We start from the raw sequence: 22,297 nt of genomic DNA on the forward strand, positions 1-22,297 counted from the left end.
CGGGAGGAAGCGGCGGCCTTGAACAGCGCTGCGTGGCAGTGACAACGCTCCGCGGGCCGTCGCTTTCCCTGCCGCCCAGCATAATAATAACAACATGCCAATTCAATAATAATGAAACACTGTTTCGTTTGTTTTGCGGCGTGGATCCCCTTTATGCGCAGAGCGGCAAAGCCAGGGCGCCGGTGGCCGGCGCCACAGGTCAGGCAAAGTGGGCGGGGGTGAGCTGTTCCAGGGTCTCCAGCTGGTGGTCCGCCAGCGCCCAGCGCGGATCGTGGCGGTATTCGGCGGCCGGGATGACGATGGAACGCATGCGCGCGGCCTTGGTGGCGATCATGCCGTTAAAGGAGTCTTCCAGCGTGATGCAGCGCAGCGGATCGCTGCCCAGGCGCTCGGCGGCGATCAGGTAGACCTCCGGATGCGGTTTGCTGTACGGCAGGTATTCGGCGGAAACCAGCTGATCGAAGTAGCCCTCAAGATCGAACATCTTCAGCACCTGCCGTTGCATGTGCAGCGGCGAGGCGGAGGCGAGGCCGATGTTCAGCCCCTGCTCGCGGCACAGCTCCAGCGCCTGCCGGACGCCCGGCAGCAGCGGGCGCGTCTCGTGCACCAGCTCGATGGCGCGTTCGATAATCCGCGCCGACACCTCATCGAGCGATACGCCTTGCCACGGCATCGCCTGGTACCACATCTTCACCACCAGATCGATGCGCAGCCCCAGGGTGTCCGGCAGCTTGTGGCGATCGGACAGATCCAGACCCAGCGCGCCGAAGATATCCAGCTCGGCCTGCAGCCACAGCGGTTCCGAGTCGATCAACAAGCCGTCCATATCAAAAATTGCGGTTTCAATGCGTTGCGAATAAGCCATTAACGGTTAACTCCTGCCGGCGCGGGTGAATGTGCCGACACTCTATCATCGCCGGCGGCGAGACTAAAATCTTTGCCTGCGCGTTTGGCTTTTGCCAAAGCGAAGGATATTCCACACCTCGCGTAATTTTAACCACCAGCGTTGGTGTTGGCGCTCGGTGACCTGTTGCAACATGCGGGCATAGTCCAGCACCAGCCCCGGCGTCCAGGTCATGCTTTCGCCACGGCTGCGCAACACCGCCAGCATCCACAGATTGGGATCCAGCACCAATAACAGAAAACGGCGCCATAGATGTTTATCGCCCAGCACGCCCTCCAGCGCGCTGTCGAGCGCGCCGATGACCGTGGTGGAGCAGTTGCGCCGAGTCAGGTTGTAAGTCGCGTCCTGCCGATACCGCAGCCAGAATGCGCGCAGCGCCGCCGGGTTATAGCGATAGAACTGAATTTTCTTGTCCGGCGGGCACCAGGCGGCGATCTCGCCCGGCAGGTCGGGCAGGAAACGCCCGTCGACGTTGTTCTGTTCGCCGGCATGCAGCAACTGGCGGAAATCCTGAACGGAATGGCTGATGTCGTTGAGCGGGTAGTGACTGATATACACATCCGGCGCGAGCGCCAGGGCGGCATGACCGGTGGAGATATTGCCGCCGCCGTCGACCGCCGCGATGTATCGGTCGACAATGTAACGCCGGCGTGGATCTTTAGCCGCACCAATCGGTGTCCAGACATACACCTTGAGCGGCGTAGCCTCGTCCGCCGAGGGCGGTGGCGGTGGCTGCCGCGCGGGGTGCTGATTCAGAGAGAAGCTTGCCAGCCTCCGGGCGATACGCAATAAAGCCCAGCCGGAAAGCACCATCATCACGCCGAGGCAAAAGGGCACCGTCATCCGATGCGGCGCCGGCCAGCCGACAAAAATCATCAACGAAAGCAGGATCTCGCCGCTGCCCGCCAGCGCCACGGTTTTCCATCGACTGTGTTGAATCACCGTGGAGGAGGCGATGCGCACGGCGCCGTCAAGCAGCAGCGCGCTGCCAAACACCACGGTGGCGACGATGTTATCGTCTGCGGGCACGTCCAACATTAAAAAGGCCATAAACACGAAGCCCAGCCCCTTCAGCAGCACCGGCCTGCTGGCAGAAGAGCCGATCACCAGCGCGGCGGATATCGCCACCAGCCCCTCCAGCGCCAGGATGACCGCCAGCGCATCCAGCGCCAGCACGGATCGGCCATCCTGCAGTATGTCGAACAGCACCAGCGCCCCTGCGGCTATCCACAGCCAACCGAACAGCACCAGCAGGCGGCGCTGGCCGTGCAGCGCCTGCGCGCCCAGCAATAAGATAATCAGTCGAATCATGGCGGCCTCTGCCCGAATGGATAACTTTATCTCTTCAATGATAGTGCCCGGACGGCGTTAAGCAGTTGATTTCGGCGAATTCGGCTAAGCTTGTAGCACAGCGGGAATGAAGAAAACGGTGGGCGAGCTTTGCCAACTGCAGGTAGACTTAGCCGATTCGGTTACGTCGCTAACAAGGGGAACACATGACGTATCAACAGGCCGGGCGTATCGCCATTTTGAAACGCATTCTCGGATGGGTGGTTTTTATCCCGGCGTTGCTGTCTACGCTGATTTCCGTGCTGGGCTTTGTCTACCAGCACAGTGAAAAAACCAAGGGCATCAACGCGGTGATGCTGGATTTTGTCCACGTGATGGTGGACATGGTGCGTTTCAATACGCCGTTCCTGAACCTTTTCTGGTACAACTCCCCGGTGCCTGACGTGGATAAAAGCCTGTTCAGCGGCGCCAATCTGATGTTCATCATCATCTACATACTGATCTTCGTCGGGCTGGCGCTGCAGGCTTCCGGCGCGCGCATGTCGCGCCAGGTCAAGTTCATCCGCGAAGGGTTGGAAGACCAGATGATCCTGGAGCAGGCCAAGGGCAGCGAAGGGCACACGCGCCAGCAGCTGGAGGAGCGCATTACGCTGCCGCACCACACCATCTTCCTGCAATACTTCCCGCTGTACATCCTGCCGATCGTGATTGCGGTGATCGCCTGGTTCGTGATCCGCCTGTTGGGGCAGTTGGCCGGCGCGGCCTGAGGCATGAACGGGGCGCCGCGCGGCGCCCCGGAACGTTACGACGCCTCGGGCTGCAACAGCGCCTCCACCGCGCGCTGCGCAGCCACCAGATGCTGGCCGCCGAACAGGTTGCTGCGGTTGAGCAGGTAGTACAGCTGATACAGCGGCTGGCGCTCGATAAACCCGGCACCCAGCGGCCACACGCTCTGATAGCCGTCGTAGATCTGCGGCGGCAGCTCTGGATACAGCGGCAGCATCGCCAAATCGCACTCTCGGTCGCCCCAGTAACTGGCCGGGTCGAACAGAATCGGCCCGTTGGCGGTCATCGCGCAGTTGCCCGGCCACAGGTTGCCGTGCAGCAGGGAAGGCTGCGGCTGGTGGTGCTGCAAGCGCAGATACACCCGATCGACGATGTCGTCGATATCGCCGAAGGTCATGCCTTTCTCCGCCGCCAGCTGCAGCTGCCAGCCGATGCGCTGCTCGGCGAAGAATTCCGACCAGCGGCGCTGCCAGGCGTTGGGTTGCGGGGTGGTGGTCAGATCGCTGTCGAAGTCGAGACCGAACTGCGGTTGCTCGCTCCACTGGTGCAGATGCGCCAGCTGCTGGCCCAGGCAATAGGCGCCGTGGGCGTCGAGGGGTTTCAGCTGCTGATACTCCAGCAGCAGGAAGCTGTAGTCGCGATCGCTGCCGACGCCATACACTTCCGGCACCCGCACGCTTTTGCTGCGCGCCAGCAACGCCAGCTGATCGGCCTCGGCGGTGAATATCGGCAGTTGTTCACGGGCGTCGCATTTCACGAACACCTCGTTGTCACCGTAACTCACGCGCCACGCCGGGTGAATGTCGCCCCCGGGCAGTTCAATCCTTTCGCGTATCTCTGCGCTGCCAAGATGTTCACTTAACAGACGGCTAACGGCTTGCCACATGGTATCTCCCCCTCTGTGCTGCCTGATAATTCATTAGGTTAGCGTCTTTCCCGTGGTGAAAACACGACGCGGCGCACAGCCGGCGTCAAAGGCGGCGATTTTTTCAGCGTCTCGCCAGCTCAAAGTATATACCCTATTGATTAATTTAAGCGCAATACCGGTTGCAACTTGATGACAACAACGCAATGAGCGGGGGCAGGCGATGCGGCGAGCAGAGGGCATCGCCGCATCGAAGGGAATTAACCGCCGGTGAGGGCGTTTTGGTTACGCTGTAACGGACGCAGCTTGCTGTACAACAAGGCGATAACGAACAGCACGGCCTGTACGATGACGATGCAGGGCCCGGTGGCACCGTCGATGTGGAAGCTGATCAGGGTGCCAAGCACGCAGGAGAACACCGACACCACCGTCGCCACCACCAGCATGCGTTCGAAGCGGCGGCACAGCATAAAGGCGATGATGCCCGGGGCGATCAGCATGGCGATCACCAGGATCACCCCCACGGCCTGCAGCGAGGCGACGATGGTCATCGCCAGCAGGCACAGCAGCCCGTAGTGCAGCAGCTTGACCGGCAGGCCAATCACCCGCGCATGATGCGGATCGAAGCAGTACAGCATGAAGTCTTTGCGCTTGAGCAGCACCACCGCCAGGGTGATGCCGGCGATCAGCAGTGTTTGCTTCAGCTCGCCGTCGGTAATGCCCAGCATGTTGCCGAACAAAATGTGGCTCAGGTGCTGGTCGGTATCGATGCGTGAGAACAGCACCAGGCCGAAGGCGAACATGCCGGAAAAGACGATGCCCATCACCGTGTCTTCTTTCACCCGGCTGTTCTCTTTCAGGTAGCCGGTGGCTACCGCGCAAAAGATGCCGGAAAGGAAGGCGCCGATCGCCAGCGGAATGCCGACCACGAACGCCACCACGATGCCGGGCAGCACCGCGTGCGAGATGGCGTCGCCCATCAGCGACCAGCCTTTGAGCACCAGATAACAGGAGAGCACGGCGCACACCACGCCGGTGACGATGGCGGCGACGATCGCCCGCTGCATGAACGGGTAGGCGAAGGGTTCGCTGAGCAGTTGATACAGAGTGTCCATCAGCGGCCTCCGGTTTGCGAATGCGCCACGCGGCGCCGGGACGCCAGCAGGCCGTGTTTCGGCGCGAAGAAGAACGCCGCGAGGAACACCAGCGTTTGCAGGGTGACGATCACCCCCCCGGTGGCGCCGTCGAGGAAGAAGCTCAGGTAGGCGCCGATGCCGCTGGTCAATGCGCCGATGATGATGGCGATGATCACCAGCCGGCTGAAGCGATCGGTCAACAGATAGGCGGTAGCGCCCGGCGTGATCACCATGGCGATCACCAAAATGGCGCCGACGGTTTGCAGCGCGGCGACGGTGCAGGCGCTGAGCAGGGTGAAGAACAGGATCTTCAGCCGCAGCGGCGACAGGCCGATCGACACCGCGTGGCTTTCGTCGAAGAACACCGCCAGCAGGTCTTTCCACACCAGGCACAGGATCAGCAGCGAAACGCCGATAATGATTTCCACCTGCAGCACGTCTTCATCGGCGATGCCGAGGATGTTGCCGAAGATGATCGACTGCACGTTGACCGAGGTGGGGTTGAGCGACACGATCAGCAGGCCGACGGCGAAGAAGGTGGAGAAGATAAAGCCGATGATGGCGTCTTCGCGCAGCCGGGTGATGTGGCGCACCAGCGTCATCGCCAGCGCCGCCAGCATGCCGGTAAAGAAGGCGCCGGCGGCGTAGGGCAGGCCGAGGGCGTAGGCGCCGGCCACGCCGGGCACCACCGAGTGCGACAGCGCATCGCCCATCAGCGACCACCCTTTCAACATCAGGTAGGCGGAGAGGAACGCGCAGGCGGCGCCGACGATGGCGCTGACCCAGATGGCCTTCACCATGTAGTTGTAACTGAAAGGTTGCAGCAGAAGGTCCAGCATCAGGATTGTTTCTCCCTGGCCTGGCTGTTGGCCGGCGGATCGCTCTTGGTGTGGCCGTAGAACACCGCCGGGCGCTCATCGTCGGTCAACACCGTAACGGTGCGCGGATCGTTGTCGTCGTGCAGATCCGGTCCGGAGAGGTTGATATGGCGCAGCACGCCGCCGAACGCCTGCTCCAGATTGCTCTGGGTGAAGGTGGTTTCGGTCGGGCCGGCGGCCAGCACCGTGCGGTTGATGAGGATCACCCGATCGCAAAACTCCGGCACGCTGCCGAGGTTGTGGGTGGAGACCAGGATCAGGTGCCCCTCGTCGCGCAATGCGCGCAGCAGATCGATAATGGCATTCTCGGTTTTCACATCCACGCCGGTGAACGGTTCATCCAGCAGCAGCACGGTGCCCTGTTGCGCCAGCGCGCGCGCCAGAAACACGCGCTTCTTCTGGCCGCCCGACAGCTCGCCGATCTGCCGGCCGCGCAGCTCGCTCAGGCCGACGCGCTCCAGCGCCTTGTCGACCCGCAGCCGATCCTCGCGCGACGGAATGCGCAGGAAGTTCATCTTGCCGTAGCGGCCCATCATCACCACGTCTTCCACCAGCACCGGAAAGTTCCAGTCGACGTCTTCGGTCTGCGGCACGTAGGCGATCAGATTCTTTTTCAGCGCCTCCGCCACCGGTTTGTCGCTCAGCGACACCCGGCCGGCGGTGGGCCTGACCAGGCCCATGATGCTTTTGAACAACGTCGACTTGCCGCTGCCGTTGACGCCGACCAGCGCGCAGATCGAACCGCCGCTCAGGGTAAAGCTGGCGTTGTGAATGGCAGTGTGTCCGTTGTTGTAGGTCACTGTGACGTCGTCCACGTTCAACTCAGGGCGGACAAACGGTTCATGGGTCATTGATCGAATCCTTTGGCGATGGTTTGCACGGTGGTGTTAAGCAGGTCGATGTAGGTCGGCACCGGACCGTCGCGGGTGGACAGCGAGTCTACGTACAGCACGCCGCCGTATTTGGCGCCGGTTTCTTTCGCCACCTGTTTGGCCGGCTTGTCGGAAATGGTGCTCTCGCTGAACACTACCGGAATATGGTGGGCGCGCACTGCGTCGATCACCCGGCGCACCTGCTGCGGCGAGCCTTGCTCATCGGCGTTGATCGGCCACAGATAGACTTCTTTCAGCTGATAGTCCTGCGCCAGGTAGCTGAAGGCGCCTTCGCTGGTCACCAGCCAGCGCTGTGCGGCCGGAATGCGCGCCAGGCGTTCGCGCAACGGGGCGTCCAGCGCACCGATTTTCTCTGCGTAGGCCTTGGCATTGCGGTTATAGGTTGCCGCGTTGGCCGGATCGTGCTCCACCAGCGCTTTGCGGATGTTCTCGATGTACACCAGCGCGTTGCTCGGCGACATCCAGGCGTGCGGATTAGGGTTGCCGTTATACGGACCTTCGCGGATCGGCAGTGGGGTAATGCCTTCGGTGACTACCGCCGCCGGCACCTGCTTGATGTTTTCGAAGAAACGCTGGAACCAGCGTTCCAGGTTCATGCCGTTCCACAGGATCAGGTCGGCGTGCTGCGCTTTGACGATATCGCGAGGGGTCGGTTGATAGTCGTGGATCTCGGCGCCCGGCTTGGTGATGGACTCTACCACGGCGGCATCACCCGCCACGTTCTGGGCGATGTCCTGAATGATGGTAAAGGTCGTCACCACGCGCAGCTTTTTTTCCGCCAGCGCGTTTTGGCTGACCAAGGCGGCACCGAGCAGCAGGCAGGCGAGCGTGAAAGGGCGTAACAGTGTGGCAGCGCGGAAAGGGCGACTGCGACGAAAAGCGCAACTTATCAATGGCATGATGACGTCTCCTGGTTCAAATGAAAATGATTATCAATATCAATTGAAGCGAAGTCAAGCGCCACTTGCCCACCGCCGGCGGGGTACATCTCCAACTGAAAAAATAATACCCTCCGGGAAGTTATAGCATTTTATGTATCAGTATGTAACCGCTGAAGGTAGTCCTTACAGGCGCATATCGCCACCTCCGGCTGTTTTCCCAATGCCAACTGCCCGAACCCCTGCGCCAGGCGCTGTACATCCTCTTGATCCAGCACGGTTATGAACGCAAAACTGTTGCTGCCGAGCTCATGGTGCACGCCATTTTCGTCTGTCACCGACGTGACAAAACCTTCGCGCGTCAATTGCCCGGTCAGCTTCGCCAGGTCGGTTAATCCCTCTTCCTGATAGCGAAAAGTCACCACAAAGCAGTTTGTTGCAGATTGACTCATAAATCACCTCTTGGTATATGGATAGCTTGAGATTAGCCCAAAAAATTACTGCAGGTGTCCTTACAAGTTGTATATGCTACGCAACTCATTGAAAGGAGTGAGGGATTCTGTGAAAACAAAAATAGGTTGCCTTACGGCAATTTTGCTTTTGTCGGGGTGCGCCAAAGATCCGCAAACGGCAAGCAATATTTCAGGCAGTGGCACAACGCGCGGCGGTTGGTTAAAACCCCCTCCGCAGGCACCGGTAAACCGCACAGGCACGCCGGTTGCCTATAACGATTACATTCGTCAGGCCGCCAGCAACTACGGCGTTGACGAAACGCTGATTAAAGCGATTATTCAGGTGGAGTCCGGGTTTAACCCGAACGTGGTCAGCACCTCGAACGCAGTGGGATTGATGCAGCTTAAGGCTTCTACCGCCGGCCGCGACGCCTATCGCATGAAAGGACGAAGCGGGCAACCCAGCTCGCGTGAGCTGAAGGATCCGGCGGTCAATATTGATCTGGGAACGGCCTATATCAATATTCTTCAAAGCCAGCAGCTAGCCGGGATCAACAACCCACAGACTTTGCGTTATGCCACCATCGTTTCGTACGTGAACGGGGCGGGCGCCATGTTGCGCACCTTCTCATCGGACAAGCGCGTGGCGGTCAATCGCATTAATCAGATGAGCCCGGATGAGTTTTATCAGCACATCCAGAAAAAGCATCCGGCGCCGCAGGCACCGCGCTATTTGTGGAAGGTGACCACCGCCTATCAGGCGATGTCGCAGTAACCCTCTCTCTTGTCGAATCGGCCGCTGAACGCGGCCGATTTTGTTTCCGGCACCGTTTCAGCGCGCGAGCTGCTTCTCATTTTTCGTTATTTCCTCACCGCTTATCGGAAAAACCGCACGAAAAGTTAAATTTACGTTAGCAGATAAATCTTTACGTTCATTCAATAAGTTACCGGTAACATTTTTGCGCTTGGATGCATTCTGACCTTCAATAAATATACAAATAAGTAACAAATTATTTTAAAAACCCGTATCGATCGCAAGGTTGCGGTTAAATAGTTGTGACTATCTTTGGATGGAATGTGACATGTCGAATCATAAAACCAACAATTCGCGGCGCGATTTCTTGTTGAAATCGATGACCTTAATTCCTGCGGCGGTAATTGGTGGCAGCGGCGTTGGCGCGCTGACGGCACCGACACCGGCGGTCGCTGCCTCGAACACCTCAACGCAGAACGATTACCAACCGACCTTTTTCACCCCGGAAGAGTGGGCCTTCATCAAGGCCGCCGTGGCGCGCCTGATCCCGGCCGACGAGCGCGGCCCAGGCGCACTGGAAGCCGGCGTGCCGGAGTTTATCGATCGCCAGATGAATACCCCGTACGCCACCGGCGCCATCTGGTACATGCAGGGGCCGTTCAACCCCGATGTGCCGAAGGAGATGGGCTATCAGCTGCCGCTGGTGCCCAAGCAAATCTACAACCTCGGCATCAGTGACGCCGACGCCTACAGCAAGAAAACCGCCGGCAAGCCCTTCGCCGAACTGGATGGCGCGCAGCAAGACGCCATGCTGCAAAAGTTCGAGTCCGGCGAGGCGGAGTTCCCGCAGCTGCCGTCGAAACTGTTCTTCTCCTATCTGCTGCAAAACACCCGCGAAGGTTTCTTCAGCGATCCCATCCATGGCGGCAACAAAGACATGGTGGGCTGGAAGCTGATTAATTTTCCGGGCGCGCGCGCCGATTTTATGGACTGGGTTGAGCGAGGGGAGCGTTATCCCTTCCCGCCGGTTTCGATTCGTGGGGAGAGGGGCTAAGCATGGCAACGGTAATGAAAAAAGTAGACGCGGTGATCGTCGGCTTCGGCTGGGTGGGCGCGATCATGGCCAAAGAGCTGACCGAGGCCGGCCTCAACGTGGTGGCGCTGGAGCGCGGCCCGATGCGCGATACCTATCCGGACGGGTCTTATCCGCAGGTGATCGACGAGCTGACCTATAACATCCGCCGCAAACTGTTCCAGGATCTGTCGAAAAGCACCGTCACCATTCGCCATAACAGCAGCCAGACCGCGGTGCCTTACCGCCAGCTGGCGGCGTTCCTGCCGGGCACCGGCGTCGGCGGCGCCGGTTTGCACTGGTCGGGCGTGCATTTCCGCGTCGATCCGATCGAACTGCGCATGCGCAGCCACTATGAAGAGCGCTACGGCAAAAACTTCATTCCGAAGGACATGACCATCCAGGACTTCGGCGTGACCTACGACGAGCTGGAACCGTTCTTCGACAAGGCGGAGAAAGTGTTCGGCACCTCCGGCACCGCCTGGACCATCAAAGGGCAGAAAGTGGCGCAGAAGGGCGGCAACCGCTTTGCGCCGGATCGCTCCGACGATTTCCCGCTGCCGGCGCAGAAAAATACCTACTCCGCCCAACTGTTCGAGAAGGCGGCGCTGGAGGTGGGTTATCACCCTTACAACCTGCCGTCCGCCAACACCTCGGATTCTTACACCAATCCGTACGGCGCGCAGATGGGCCCGTGCAACTTCTGCGGTTTCTGCAGCGGCTACGCCTGCTACATGTATTCCAAGGCCTCGCCGAACGTCAACATCTTGCCGGCGCTGCGCATGGAGAAACGCTTCGAGCTGCGCACCAACGCCAACGTGCTGAAGGTCAACCTGACCGACGACAAGTCCCGCGCCACCGGCGTGAACTACGTCGATGCGCAGGGGCGCGAGATTGAACAGCCGGCCGATCTGGTGATCCTGGGCGCGTTCCAGTTCCACAACGTGCATCTGATGCTGCTGTCCGGCATCGGCAAGCCTTACGATCCGGTGACCGGCGAGGGTGTGGTCGGGCGTAACTTCGCCTACCAGAACATGACCACCATCAAGGCGTTCTTCGATAAAGACGTGTTCACCAACCCGTTTATCGGCGCCGGCGGCAACGGCGTGGGCGTGGACGACTTCAACGCCGACAACTTCGACCATGCCAAAGAAGGCTTCGTCGGCGGTTCGCCGTTCTGGGTCAACCAGGCGGGCACCAAGCCGATCTCCGGTCTGCCGACGCCTCCGGGCACCCCGGCCTGGGGCAGCAAATGGAAAGCGGCGGTGGCGGATGCTTACACTCACCACGTTTCGATGGACGCCCACGGCGCGCACCAGTCGTACCGCAACAACTATCTGGATCTCGATCCCAACTACAAGAACGTCTTTGGCCAGCCGCTGCTGCGCATGACGTTCGACTGGCAGGAGAACGACATCAAGATGGCGCAGTTCATGTATGACAAAATGGCGCCGATCGCCAAGGCGATGAACCCGAAACTGATCGCCGGCAGCCCGAAAAACGCCAACAGCCACTTCGACACCACCAGCTACCAGACCACCCACATGAACGGCGGTGCGGTGATGGGGGAAGATCCGAAGACCAGCGCGGTCAACCGCTATCTGCAGAGCTGGGACGTGCACAACGTGTTCTCGATCGGCGCATCGGCCTTCCCGCAGGGGCTGGGCTACAACCCGACCGGCACCGTGGCGGCGCTGGCTTACTGGTCTGCCCGCGCCATTCGCGAGCAGTATCTGAAAAACCCAGGCCCATTGGTGCAGGCATAAGGACGGCGAACGATGAAAGCATTTGTACCGGCACTGGTTCTCAGTGCAGTGAGTTTTTCCGTTTGGGCGCAGGACGCCACCGTCAGCAGCGAGCTGATCAAGCGCGGTGAATACCTGGCGCGCGCCGGCGACTGCGTGGCCTGCCACACCGACGGCAAGAGCGGCAAAACCTTCGCCGGCGGCCTGGCGATGGAGACGCCGATCGGCACCATCTACTCCACCAACATCACGCCGGACAAGAAAACCGGCATCGGCGATTACAGCTTCGAGGATTTCGACAACGCGGTGCGTAAGGGCGTAGCCAAAAACGGCAGCACCCTGTATCCGGCGATGCCGTACCCGTCGTTCGCGCTGGTGAAAGAAGACGACATGCGCGCCATGTATGCCTATTTCATGCACGGCGTGCAGCCGGTGGAGCAGGCCAACAAGGATTCCGACATCCCGTGGCCGCTGTCGATGCGCTGGCCGCTGAGCATCTGGCGCGGCATGTTCGCGCCGTCGCCGGCGGACTTCGTCGCCGACGCCAAGGCCGATCCGATCATCGAACGCGGCCGCTACCTGGTGGAAGGCCTGGGCCACTGTGGTGCCTGCCATACCCCGCGCAGCATCACCATGCAGGAAAAAGCGCTGAGCAACAGCGAAAGCGACGATTACCTGTCCGGCAGCAACGCGCCGATCGACGGCTGGGTGGCTTCCAGCCTGCGCGGTGATAACAAGGACGGCCTGGGCAGCTGGAGCGAAGCCGAGCTGACCGAGTTCCTGAAAACCGGCCGTAACGACAAGGCGATCGTATTCGGCGGCATGAGCGATGTGGTGGAGCACAGCCTGCAATACCTGAGCGATGACGATCTGACCGCTATCGCACGCTACCTGAAATCGCTGCCGCCGAAAGACGGCAAGCAGCAGGCGGCGCCGGTCGAAGACAGCGTGGCCAAGGATCTGTGGCGCGGCGACGACAGCAAGCCCGGCGCGGCGCTGTATGTCGATAACTGCGCGGCCTGCCACCGCACCGACGGGGTGGGTTACAAGCGCGCCTTCCCATCGCTGAAGGGCAATCCGGTGGTGCAGACCGAGGACGCGACCTCGCTGATCCACATCGTGCTGACCGGCAACACCACGCCGGCGGTGCAGGGGGCGGTGTCCAACATCACCATGCCGCCGTTCGGCTGGCGTCTGAACGATCAGCAGGTGGCGGACGTGGTGAACTTCATCCGCACCAGCTGGGGCAACAGCGCCAAACCGGTGAGCGCCTCCGACGTGGCCGACGTGCGTAAAGACCGCTCGATGATCCGCGACGAGAAGGAGATGGGCAGCGCCGAGGTGCCGGACCATCCGGACGCGAAGAAGTAAACCGTTTAAGGGCTCCGCAAGGGGCCCTTAGTTTTTACTGGGTGCGCCGGTTTTTTCAGCATTTCCTGTTCGCAAATCGTTCGTTCGGCCGATAAAACATAGACCCACAACGGATTTTTCATTATCCTTTGCCGTCCTTTCATCAGGCGCAAGTATGAAGTATCGCTTTAATTCACTGATTATTATTAAAAAATTCGCGGAGAAGGATATCCCGTTAGGCGCAATCGTTGGCGCCGCAGATTAAGGTAGACTGTCTCATGAGTACGATTTCTCCCGATTCAGGCACGCTGACGGCCGCTCAGCCCGCCAAATGGAACAAAACCGACACCGTCTGGATGTTCGGTCTCTATGCCACCGCGGTGGGCGCCGGCACGCTGTTCTTGCCGATCAACGCCGGCCTGAATGGCCCGCTGGTGTTGCTGTTGATGGCGCTGTTCGCTTTCCCGCTGACTTATTTGCCGCACCGCGCGCTCAGCCGCTTCGTGCTTTCCGGCTCCAGCCGCGACGGCAATATTCACGATGTGGTGGTCGAACACTTCGGCGTACTGGCCGGCAAAATCATCATGATGCTGTATCTGATGGCGTTCTTCCCGATCGTGCTGGTGTACAGCATTTCGATCACCAATGCGCTGGACAGCTTCCTGATCCACCAGTTCCACGTGGCGCCGCTGCCGCGCATCTGGCTAAGCCTGGCGGTAGTGGTGGTGCTCAATCTGGTGCTGCTGCGCGGCAAAGACAGCATCGTGGCGGCGATGGGCATGCTGGTGTTCCCGCTGTTGGTGTTCCTGATGGGCATTTCGCTGTACCTGATGCCGAGCTGGAATACCGCCAATTTCGTTCACGGCCTGGCCGCCACCCGCTTCGACACGCCGGGGCTGTGGCATTCGCTGTGGCTGGCGGTGCCGGTGATGGTGTTTTCCTTCAGCCATGCGCCGATCATCTCTTCCTTCGCCTCGACGCAGAAGAGCCTGTATGGCGATAAGGCGGAACGCCGCTGCGCGCGCATCATGCGCTACAGCTATGTGCTGATCTGCGTCACCGTGCTGTTCTTCGTGTTCAGCTGCGTGCTGAGTTTGTCCCATGAAGACATGCAGCAGGCGAAAGATCAGAACATCACGGTGCTGACCACCCTGGCCAACAAGTTTTCCAACCCGCTGATCGCCTATCTCGGCCCGGTGATGGCGATGCTGGCAATGGCGAAATCCTATCTCGGCACCTCGCTGGGGGTCACGGAGGGGGCGACCAGCCTGATCGACGGCGTCACGCGCGCGGTCGGCAAACCGCTCAGCTCGCGCATGACGCACCGCATCTCGGCGGTTTCGCTGTTCCTGCTCACCTGGGCGGCGACGGTGTGGAACCCCAGTGCGCTGCACATCATCGAAACCATCAGCGGCCCGCTGATTGCGGCTATCCTGTTTATCCTGCCGATGTACGCGGTGCGCGCGGTGCCGGCGATGCGCAAATACCGCGCGGCGAGCAACGTCTTCGTGCTGGTGATGGGCCTGATCGCGCTGTCGGCGCTGATTTACGGCCTGGTGTGATCCCCTGGGCGCGCCGCCTTCGGCGCGCCTCTCAATCCTGCGTTACACATCCCTTTGCAATTAATCGTCGGGTTGCCGGGCGTTATCTTTGATAATGCAAGCCATTCTCATTAGTATTTCCTGATTGCGTTCATGACTAAGGAGTCTTTCGTGCACCGTCGAATCACTTTGCCGGCGCTGATTTGCGCCGCCTTACTCGCCTCTCCGGCGATGGCCACCACCTATCCGCTGACCCTGACCGACACCTCCGGCCAGACGCTCACCCTCCAGCAAGAACCGAAACGTATCGTGGTGCAGGACGGGCGCGACATTCTCACGCTGGCGCTGCTCGATCGCGCCAACCCGTTCGGCCGGCTGGTGGCCTGGAATAACCTGCTGAAGAAAAGCGACGCGGCGACCTGGGATATCTTGCAGAGCAAATGGCCGGCGGCGAAAAACATCATCGATATGGGATTCAGCGACAAAGGTGAAGTGAATCTGGAGAGCGTGATCGCCAAGCGGCCCGATCTGATGATCGCCCAGCTGCGTTCCAAACCTTCGCTGAGCCAAACCGGCGTGCTGGATAAGCTTAAGGCGCTGAATGTGCCGGTGCTGTTTATCGACACCATGCTCAAGCCGGTGGAAAACACGCCGAAAAGCGTGACGCTGCTGGGGGAAACCCTCAACCGGGAAAGTGAAGCCAAGCAATATACCGATTATTATCAGCAGCATTATCAGGCCATTCTGGCCAAGACGCAGGCGGTGGAACCCAAGCCGCTGGTGTTCTTTGAAGCCAAGGCCGGCCTGAACGGGCTGGAGTCCTGCTGCTTCACCCATGCGCACGTCGGCTGGGGCGCGTTGGTGGAAGCGGTCGGCGCGCGCAACATCGGCTCTGCGCTGTTGCCGGGCGCGACCGGCGACGTGGCGCTGGAAAAGGTGATCGCTATGAAACCGGATGCCTACATTGTTTCCGGCTCGCAGTGGGCCAGCAAGACTAACGCCGCGGTGCCGTTCGGCTATGGCGTCACGCAGCAGCAGGTGGATGAGGCTTTCAATCGCATGAAACAGCGCCCGGGCTTCGCGCAGGTGTCGGCGGTGAAAGAAGGGCGGTTCTACGGCATCTACCATAACTTCTACAACCATCCGTACAACATTGTCGGGCTGGAGTATCTGGCGAAGTTTATCTATCCGGCGCAGTTCCCGGATCTGGATCCGGCCAAGACCTACAGCGAGATCCTCAGCCGCTTTACCGAAGTGCCGGAAGGCAAAGGCATTTTGGGCGCGCAGGCGCCGAAGGGGAAATAACGGCAACGGGCGCGACGACGCGCCCGTTTTTGATCTTTAAGCGGCGGCCGGCGTATAGGTGGAGATGATCTCCAGCACGCCGTTGATGATGAACTGCACGCCCATGCACACCAGCAGGAAGCCCATCAGGCGCGAGATCGCCTCGATGCCGCTTTTCCCCACCAAGCGCATGATGGCGCCGGAACTGAGCAGGCAGCCCCACAGGATCACCGCGACCGTCAGGAAGATGGCGACCGGCGCCACCGCCAGCACCCAGGGTTCAAAACCCAGCGTGTTATCTTTGACGCTCGACGCTGAGCTGATGATCATCGCGATGGTGCCCGGCCCGGCGGTGCTCGGCATGGCGAGCGGCACGAAGGCGATGTTGGCCGAGGTCTTATGGCGCAGCTCGTGCGACTTGCTCTCCACCTCCGGCGCCTCATCGGCGCTTTGTTGCGGGAACAACATGCGGAAACCGATGAAGGCGACGATCAGGCCGCCGGCGATGCGCAGGCCGGGGATCGAAATGCCGAAGGTGTTCATCACCACCTGGCCGGCGTAAAACGCCACCGTCATGATGCAGAACACATAAACCGAGGCCATCAGCGACTGCTGATTACGCTCTTCGCGCGTCATATTGCCGGACAACCCGAGCAGCAACGCCACCGTGGTCAGCGGGTTGGCCAGCGGCAACAGCAGCACCAAACCCAGTCCGATGGCCTGGAATAACTGCAAAATACCCGTCATAAAAAACTCCCTGTGCAACGTTCAAGCCGCCAGGCGGCGGCCCATGAGCTGAACAGCCTAGCCTGCCGTGCGCCTGGCGGCAATGGGGATAGCTCGTAACGTTAATTAACCGTCGGCCGGCGTTTCATCACTGCCGTTGCACTCGCCGGTGAGCTCTGGTCCATCCTCGCACCCCAGCGGCGCTTCGTTGCCCGCAATCGCCCGCGGCACCGAACGCGAGCCAAAATGCACCCGCCCATACAGCGTCGCTAATACTGGGCACATATTATTAATTATTTTTAACTGTTTTTACCGTTTAACCGCTTAAGAGATTAAACACTTCTATACTGGTAAGGCTTTGTGGCATTTCTTCATAATCGAAAAGCTTAAAAGGAGTTTTACTATGGAAGTGGCAAAAGAATGGGTAGCGGCGAAAAAAATCTCCTGGGGCAGCGTCATCGGTGGTGTGATCACCGTATTGGCTGTTTCACTGTTGCTGTCGACGTTGGGCACCAGTTTGGGATTTTCCATCGTGGATCCGACATCAGACGATCCGATCAACGGAGCCGGTACCACCGTAGTGATTTGGTCCGCTGTTTCAATCATCATTAGCTTGGCTGCCGGCGCTTTTATTGCCGGACGTTTGGCTGCTAATGACGGCCTTATTCATGGCTTCCTGGTATGGGCTACGTCACTGATTGTGGCGGCGGTGTTGGGTGGAATGCTGGTCGGGTCTGCAGTGAAGGCCACCGGTAATGCGTTGGGTGCTATCGCTTCGACCTCTGGCAGTTTGCTTTCCGGCGCCGGTTCCGCGATTGGCAAAGGGGCAACCGGGTTGGCAGACGTGGGCGGTAAGGTGTTTGACAAGTTGGGTATCGACACCACGTTGGAACCTGAACAGCTGCATGGTGATGTGGTTACGGCGCTCAAAAAAAGTGGTATTCCGTCATTGCAGCCTGAATTCATGCAGCAACAGTTGAATGCGGCCAAGACTGATTTGGCAGACGCAGTAAAAGCCCTGGCACTTCAGCCTGACAATAGCGATGCGATTATTAAGCAACTGGTCGACAAGCTTAAAAAACATGGTGAGGCCATCTCGCAAGATGTGGATCAAGACACACTGAAAAAAGCTCTGGTTGAAAATACCAATATGACGCCGCAGGAAGTGGACCAGACGGTGAAGAATTTGGTCGACGCCAAAAATAAAACTGCGCAGCTGGTTAATCAGCGCTTGGATGAAGCCGAAGCAAAAATCAATCAGGCAAAACAGGAGTATGCTGAGCTGAAACAGAAGGCGCGCGAACAGGCTGCCGCGGCTGCGGACGAATTGTCTCGGGCTGCCCTGTGGTCATTCTTTGCGTTGTTGATTGGCGCAGTGGTCAGTGCATTGGCAGGCTTGTGGGGCGTTAACACCAATGCCCGACGTGTAACCGTATCATCTCCGCAGGCGTAATCTCCAGGCTCGTTTGCGCGTCTCGATGATATAGGGATGAGAGCCTGAAATACCGACGATGATGAAATGACAGCCAGGAAAGACTGGCGCTTACCCCGGCCATGTACCGGGGTTTTTATTGTTTGCGGCGTGATTAATGACCACCTTAATCGCTGTGTAGGGTATTAGGCATCAATTGCCACGATCCCTGGGGACAGGTGGATAACATAGATGCGCTGTAAATAATAATGAGTGTGATTATGAAACAAGAACTGCATATTTTGCTGGGGAAAGCCGTTGCCTTTCTGCTCTACTGCGCTTTTTTGGCGGCCTTGGTCGGCCTGGTATTTATCGACGTACACTGGCTGCATAATTTCGTGCATGAAACCTCGCTGACCGAAGCGGCGCAGGAGCTGTTGCTGCTCGCCATCTCCGGCGGTTTCTTCGCCGCGGCCCGGCGGCAGGCTGAACGCCGCTCCGCCTGGATGCTGGTCGGCGGTTTCTTTCTCTGCATGCTGATCCGCGAGATGGATTTCGCCTTCGATGCGCTGTGGCACGGCGCCTGGGTGTGGTTCGCGCTGGCGGTCGCCTTGGCCTGCCTGGTGCATGCAGCGCGGCACATCGCGGCGACGGTGCGCGGCCTGGCCTATTTCGTGACGCATCCCGCCTACGGCATGATGTGCGCCGGCCTGCTGTGCATTTTGGTGTTTTCACGCCTGTTCGGCATGAGCGCGCTGTGGCAAACGCTGATGCTGGACGGCTACAACCGGGTGGTGAAAAACATGGTGGAAGAGGGCTGCGAACTGCTGGGCTACGGCCTGTGCCTGCTGGCCACCCTCAGCTACATGAAAACCGTTTTTACGCCGGCTGACGCGAAAGCGTGAGGGCGGCGCTTTATTTATCCGGAACAATTTTAGTGATACTATTCGCTTAGCCGAATGTGGCTGAGAAGGTATGCGTTCCATTCTGTATACCCAGTGAGGTTTCAATCTGGCAATTGTGGGCGAGATCTGGAACCTGGCTGACCAAACCCAAAATCCAATTTTCGTACTGCATGTGATCTGTCGTGTGGGTCACCACTGTAGATAAGGAATTATTAATGCCTGTTATTACCCTTCCTGACGGTAGTCAGCGTCATTTCGATCACCCCGTTTCCCCGATGGATGTCGCGCGCGATATCGGCCCTGGCCTGGCGAAAGCCTGTATCGCCGGCCGCGTCAACGGCGAGCTGGTCGACGCCGGCGATCTGATCGAATCGGATGCGCAGCTGGCCATCATCACCATCAAAGATGAGGACGGCCTGGAAATCATGCGCCACTCCTGTGCTCACCTGCTGGGTCATGCGATCAAGCAGCTGTGGCCGGATACCAAAATGGCGATCGGTCCGGTGATCGACAACGGTTTCTATTATGACGTGGATATCGACCGCACCCTGACGCAGGAAGACCTGGATCTGCTGGAAAAGCGGATGCACGAGTTGGCCGATAAGGATTACGACGTCATCAAGAAGAAGGTCAGCTGGCAAGAAGCCCGCGACACCTTCGCTGAGCGCGGCGAAATCTACAAAGTGGCGATACTGGATGAGAACATCAGCCATGACGATCGTCCTGGCCTGTACCACCACGAAGAATACGTCGACATGTGCCGCGGCCCGCACGTGCCGAACATGCGTTTTTGCCACCATTTCAAGCTGCAGAAAACCTCCGGCGCTTACTGGCGCGGCGACAGCAAAAACAAAATGCTGCAGCGTATCTACGGCACCGCCTGGGCAGACAAGAAGCAGTTGAACGCCTACCTGCAACGCCTGGAAGAAGCGGCCAAGCGCGATCACCGCAAGATCGGCAAACAGCTCGACCTGTATCACATGCAGGAAGAAGCGCCGGGCATGGTGTTCTGGCACAACGACGGTTGGACCATCTTCCGCGAGCTGGAAGCCTTCGTGCGCATGAAGCTCAAAGAGTACCAGTACCAGGAAGTGAAAGGTCCGTTCATGATGGACCGCGTGCTGTGGGAAAAAACCGGCCACTGGGAAAACTACAAAGACGCCATGTTCACCACCGCGTCGGAAAACCGCGAATACTGCATCAAGCCGATGAACTGCCCGGGCCACGTGCAGATCTTCAACCAGGGACTGAAGTCGTACCGCGATTTGCCGCTGCGCATGGGCGAGTTCGGCAGCTGCCACCGCAATGAGCCATCGGGTTCCCTGCACGGCCTGATGCGCGTGCGCGGCTTCACGCAGGATGACGCCCACATCTTCTGTACCGAAGAGCAGGTGCGCGCTGAAGTGAACGAATGCATCCGCATGGTGTATGACGTGTACGGCACTTTCGGCTTCGACAAGATCGCCGTCAAGCTGTCCACTCGCCCGGAAAAACGCATCGGCACCGACGACATGTGGACCCGTGCGGAAGAAGACCTGGCCGCCGCGCTGACCGAGAACGGCATTCCGTTTGAATATCAGCCGGGTGAGGGCGCCTTCTACGGACCGAAAATTGAATTTACCCTGCATGATTGTTTGGATCGCGCATGGCAATGTGGTACCGTGCAGCTCGATTTCTTCTTGCCGGGCCGTTTGGGCGCTTCGTATGTTGGCGAAAACAACGATCGCGTCGTGCCGGTAATGATTCACCGCGCCATTTTGGGCTCCATGGAACGTTTCATCGGTATCCTGACCGAAGAATACGCCGGGTTCTACCCGACCTGGATCGCTCCGGTGCAGGTGGTGGTGATGAATATCACCGACAGCCAGTCTGATTACGTCCAGCAATTGACCAAAAAACTGCAGGATGCAGGCATTCGCGTGAAAGCGGACTTGAGAAATGAGAAGATTGGCTTTAAAATTCGCGAACATACTTTACGTCGAGTCCCTTACATGTTGGTGTGCGGCGACAAAGAGGTCGAAGCAGGCAAAGTTGCCGTTCGTACCCGCCGTGGCAAAGACCTGGGAAGCCTGGACGTAAACGAAGTCGTAGACAAGCTGCTGAAAGAGATTCGCAGCCGTAGTCTTCATCAACTGGAGGAATAAAGTATTAAAGGCGGAAAACGAGTTCAACCGGCGCGTCCTAATCGCATTAACAGAGAAATTCGCGCGCAAGAAGTTCGCCTAACCGGCGTCGATGGCGAGCAGATTGGTATTGTCAGTCTGAATGAAGCTCTTGAAAAAGCTGAGGAAGCGGGCGTTGATTTAGTAGAAATCAGCCCAAATGCCGAACCGCCAGTTTGCCGAATCATGGATTACGGCAAATTCCTCTACGAGAAGAGCAAGTCGACGAAAGAACAGAAGAAGAAGCAAAAAGTTATCCAGGTCAAGGAAATCAAATTCCGTCCTGGCACCGATGATGGCGACTATCAGGTCAAACTACGCAACCTGATTCGCTTTCTGGAAGATGGCGATAAAGCCAAAATCACCCTGCGTTTCCGCGGGCGTGAGATGGCGCACCAGCAGATCGGTATGGAAGTGCTTAACCGCGTCCGTAAAGACCTGTGTGAAGATATGGATCTGGCAGTGGTCGAATCCTTCCCTACGAAGATCGAAGGCCGCCAGATGATTATGGTGCTCGCTCCTAAGAAGAAACAGTAAGGCTTACAAGTAATGGAACCCGCGCGGCGCTTGCGCTGTGTGGGTTTTATTCGCCCAACTGATTCGTTGTTTAACAATGCGAAGTGGATTTAATTAAAATGCCAAAGATTAAAACTGTACGTGGTGCAGCCAAGCGCTTCAAAAAAACCGGCAGCGGTGGTTTTAAGCGTAAACATGCCAACCTGCGTCATATTCTGACCAAAAAAGCAACCAAGCGTAAACGTCACCTGCGTCCGAAAGGCATGGTGTCTAAAAACGATCTGGTCCTGGTTACCGCGTGCCTGCCGTACGCATAAGCCATTTTTTTTGAATTTAGAATAAGACTTTAGGAGAGAGCATATGGCTCGCGTAAAACGTGGTGTAATTGCACGCGCACGTCACAAGAAAATTATGAAGCAGGCGAAAGGTTACTACGGTGCCCGTTCGCGCGTATATCGTGTTGCCTTCCAGGCAGTAATCAAAGCAGGCCAGTATGCTTACCGTGACCGTCGTCAACGTAAGCGTCAGTTCCGTCAGCTGTGGATTGCACGTATCAACGCAGCTGCTCGTCAGAACGGTCTGTCTTACAGCAAGTTCATCAACGGCTTGAAAAAAGCGTCGATCGAAATTGACCGTAAGATCCTGGCTGACATCGCAGTCTTCGACAAAGTGGCCTTCGGCGCACTGGTTGAGAAAGCGAAAGCAGCTCTGGCGTAAGTCAGTAGAAGAGGGAGCTTGCTCCCTCTTTT

Annotated in this window: 23 protein-coding genes; 13 read left to right on the forward strand and 10 right to left on the reverse strand. The window is 58.5% G+C overall.

Going from position 1 to position 22,297, the window contains the following annotated elements:
* Positions 1-199: 199 nt before the first annotated feature.
* Together hxpB and ACK3CV_RS11280 are read right to left on the reverse strand one after the other, a co-directional pair.
* Complete coding sequence (gene hxpB / locus ACK3CV_RS11275) at positions 200-865, reverse strand: hexitol phosphatase HxpB (protein ID WP_033638306.1); 666 nt, start codon at positions 863-865, stop codon at positions 200-202.
* A 63-nt stretch (positions 866-928) separates the two neighbouring features.
* On the reverse strand, positions 929-2,215 hold the full coding sequence (locus tag ACK3CV_RS11280) for an HdeD family acid-resistance protein (RefSeq protein ID WP_164141387.1): 1,287 nt from the start codon (positions 2,213-2,215) through the stop codon (positions 929-931).
* 185 nt (positions 2,216-2,400) lie between these two features.
* Between ACK3CV_RS11280 and ACK3CV_RS11285 the strand changes: the two genes are divergently transcribed.
* Positions 2,401-2,961 carry a YniB family protein gene (locus ACK3CV_RS11285; RefSeq protein WP_033638308.1) on the forward strand — a complete coding sequence of 187 codons (561 nt, stop codon included), beginning with the start codon at positions 2,401-2,403 and terminating at the stop codon, positions 2,959-2,961.
* A gap of 35 nt (positions 2,962-2,996) precedes the next feature.
* Here ACK3CV_RS11285 and ACK3CV_RS11290 read toward each other — a convergent pair whose 3' ends face one another.
* From ACK3CV_RS11290 to ghoS, 6 genes are all read right to left on the reverse strand, one after another.
* On the reverse strand, positions 2,997-3,866 hold the full coding sequence (locus ACK3CV_RS11290) for a fructosamine kinase family protein (protein WP_033642864.1): 870 nt from the start codon (positions 3,864-3,866) through the stop codon (positions 2,997-2,999).
* A gap of 239 nt (positions 3,867-4,105) precedes the next feature.
* Complete coding sequence (locus ACK3CV_RS11295) at positions 4,106-4,960, reverse strand: metal ABC transporter permease (RefSeq protein WP_033646322.1); 855 nt, start codon at positions 4,958-4,960, stop codon at positions 4,106-4,108.
* Complete coding sequence (yfeC, locus tag ACK3CV_RS11300) at positions 4,960-5,820, reverse strand: iron/manganese ABC transporter permease subunit YfeC (protein WP_033638311.1); 861 nt, start codon at positions 5,818-5,820, stop codon at positions 4,960-4,962. The genes ACK3CV_RS11295 and yfeC overlap by 1 nt, the downstream gene beginning before the upstream one ends.
* Complete coding sequence (locus ACK3CV_RS11305) at positions 5,820-6,710, reverse strand: manganese/iron ABC transporter ATP-binding protein (protein ID WP_033638312.1); 891 nt, start codon at positions 6,708-6,710, stop codon at positions 5,820-5,822. The genes yfeC and ACK3CV_RS11305 overlap by 1 nt, the downstream gene beginning before the upstream one ends.
* On the reverse strand, positions 6,707-7,651 hold the full coding sequence (locus ACK3CV_RS11310) for a metal ABC transporter substrate-binding protein (RefSeq protein WP_033638313.1): 945 nt from the start codon (positions 7,649-7,651) through the stop codon (positions 6,707-6,709). The genes ACK3CV_RS11305 and ACK3CV_RS11310 overlap by 4 nt, the downstream gene beginning before the upstream one ends.
* Positions 7,652-7,782: 131 nt before the next feature.
* Positions 7,783-8,082 carry a type V toxin-antitoxin system endoribonuclease antitoxin GhoS gene (gene ghoS, locus ACK3CV_RS11315; protein ID WP_033646321.1) on the reverse strand — a complete coding sequence of 100 codons (300 nt, stop codon included), beginning with the start codon at positions 8,080-8,082 and terminating at the stop codon, positions 7,783-7,785.
* A gap of 109 nt (positions 8,083-8,191) precedes the next feature.
* On the opposite strand from ghoS, the gene ACK3CV_RS11320 reads away from it, so the two are divergent.
* From ACK3CV_RS11320 to ACK3CV_RS11345, 6 genes are all read left to right on the forward strand, one after another.
* Positions 8,192-8,857 (forward strand): transglycosylase SLT domain-containing protein, encoded by a 666-nt coding sequence (locus ACK3CV_RS11320; RefSeq protein ID WP_004931439.1) that lies wholly within the window; start codon positions 8,192-8,194, stop codon positions 8,855-8,857.
* Positions 8,858-9,164: 307 nt separating this feature from the next.
* Positions 9,165-9,890 (forward strand): gluconate 2-dehydrogenase subunit 3 family protein, encoded by a 726-nt coding sequence (locus ACK3CV_RS11325; protein ID WP_033638317.1) that lies wholly within the window; start codon positions 9,165-9,167, stop codon positions 9,888-9,890.
* Positions 9,891-9,892: 2 nt separating this feature from the next.
* Positions 9,893-11,674, forward strand: a complete 1,782-nt coding sequence (locus ACK3CV_RS11330) for a GMC family oxidoreductase (protein WP_004931432.1) — start codon at positions 9,893-9,895, stop codon at positions 11,672-11,674.
* A gap of 12 nt (positions 11,675-11,686) precedes the next feature.
* Complete coding sequence (locus ACK3CV_RS11335) at positions 11,687-13,024, forward strand: c-type cytochrome (protein ID WP_033638319.1); 1,338 nt, start codon at positions 11,687-11,689, stop codon at positions 13,022-13,024.
* A 257-nt stretch (positions 13,025-13,281) separates the two neighbouring features.
* Entirely contained in the window at positions 13,282-14,565 is a 1,284-nt protein-coding gene (locus ACK3CV_RS11340) for an SLC5/6 family protein (protein ID WP_033638320.1), read from the forward strand.
* A 150-nt stretch (positions 14,566-14,715) separates the two neighbouring features.
* Positions 14,716-15,849 (forward strand): ABC transporter substrate-binding protein, encoded by a 1,134-nt coding sequence (locus ACK3CV_RS11345; protein WP_049196140.1) that lies wholly within the window; start codon positions 14,716-14,718, stop codon positions 15,847-15,849.
* Between the two features lie 36 nt (positions 15,850-15,885).
* Here ACK3CV_RS11345 and ACK3CV_RS11350 read toward each other — a convergent pair whose 3' ends face one another.
* Entirely contained in the window at positions 15,886-16,575 is a 690-nt protein-coding gene (locus ACK3CV_RS11350) for a MarC family NAAT transporter (RefSeq protein WP_033653915.1), read from the reverse strand.
* 105 nt (positions 16,576-16,680) lie between these two features.
* Positions 16,681-16,839: a hypothetical protein gene (locus ACK3CV_RS11355; RefSeq protein WP_199885927.1), complete on the reverse strand. Its 159-nt coding sequence runs from the start codon at positions 16,837-16,839 to the stop codon at positions 16,681-16,683.
* Positions 16,840-16,957: 118 nt separating this feature from the next.
* On the opposite strand from ACK3CV_RS11355, the gene ACK3CV_RS11360 reads away from it, so the two are divergent.
* The 6 genes from ACK3CV_RS11360 (at position 16,958) to rplT (ending at position 22,265) form a co-directional block, all read left to right on the forward strand.
* Positions 16,958-18,007, forward strand: coding sequence for an AAA family ATPase (locus ACK3CV_RS11360; RefSeq protein WP_039566428.1), 1,050 nt, complete (start codon positions 16,958-16,960; stop codon positions 18,005-18,007).
* Between the two features lie 239 nt (positions 18,008-18,246).
* Complete coding sequence (locus ACK3CV_RS11365; protein ID WP_060451513.1) at positions 18,247-18,870, forward strand: hypothetical protein; 624 nt, start codon at positions 18,247-18,249, stop codon at positions 18,868-18,870.
* Positions 18,871-19,085: 215 nt separating this feature from the next.
* Positions 19,086-21,014: a threonine--tRNA ligase gene (thrS, locus tag ACK3CV_RS11370; protein WP_025159696.1), complete on the forward strand. Its 1,929-nt coding sequence runs from the start codon at positions 19,086-19,088 to the stop codon at positions 21,012-21,014.
* A gap of 3 nt (positions 21,015-21,017) precedes the next feature.
* Positions 21,018-21,569: a translation initiation factor IF-3 gene (infC, locus tag ACK3CV_RS11375; RefSeq protein WP_048233542.1), complete on the forward strand. Its 552-nt coding sequence runs from the start codon at positions 21,018-21,020 to the stop codon at positions 21,567-21,569.
* A 98-nt stretch (positions 21,570-21,667) separates the two neighbouring features.
* Positions 21,668-21,865, forward strand: coding sequence for a 50S ribosomal protein L35 (rpmI, locus tag ACK3CV_RS11380; protein ID WP_004931418.1), 198 nt, complete (start codon positions 21,668-21,670; stop codon positions 21,863-21,865).
* 43 nt (positions 21,866-21,908) lie between these two features.
* Entirely contained in the window at positions 21,909-22,265 is a 357-nt protein-coding gene (gene rplT, locus ACK3CV_RS11385) for a 50S ribosomal protein L20 (RefSeq protein WP_004931417.1), read from the forward strand.
* The last annotated feature ends 32 nt before the right edge of the window (positions 22,266-22,297 follow it).

It is taken from the genome of Serratia sp. TSO36 (assembly GCF_057808395.1).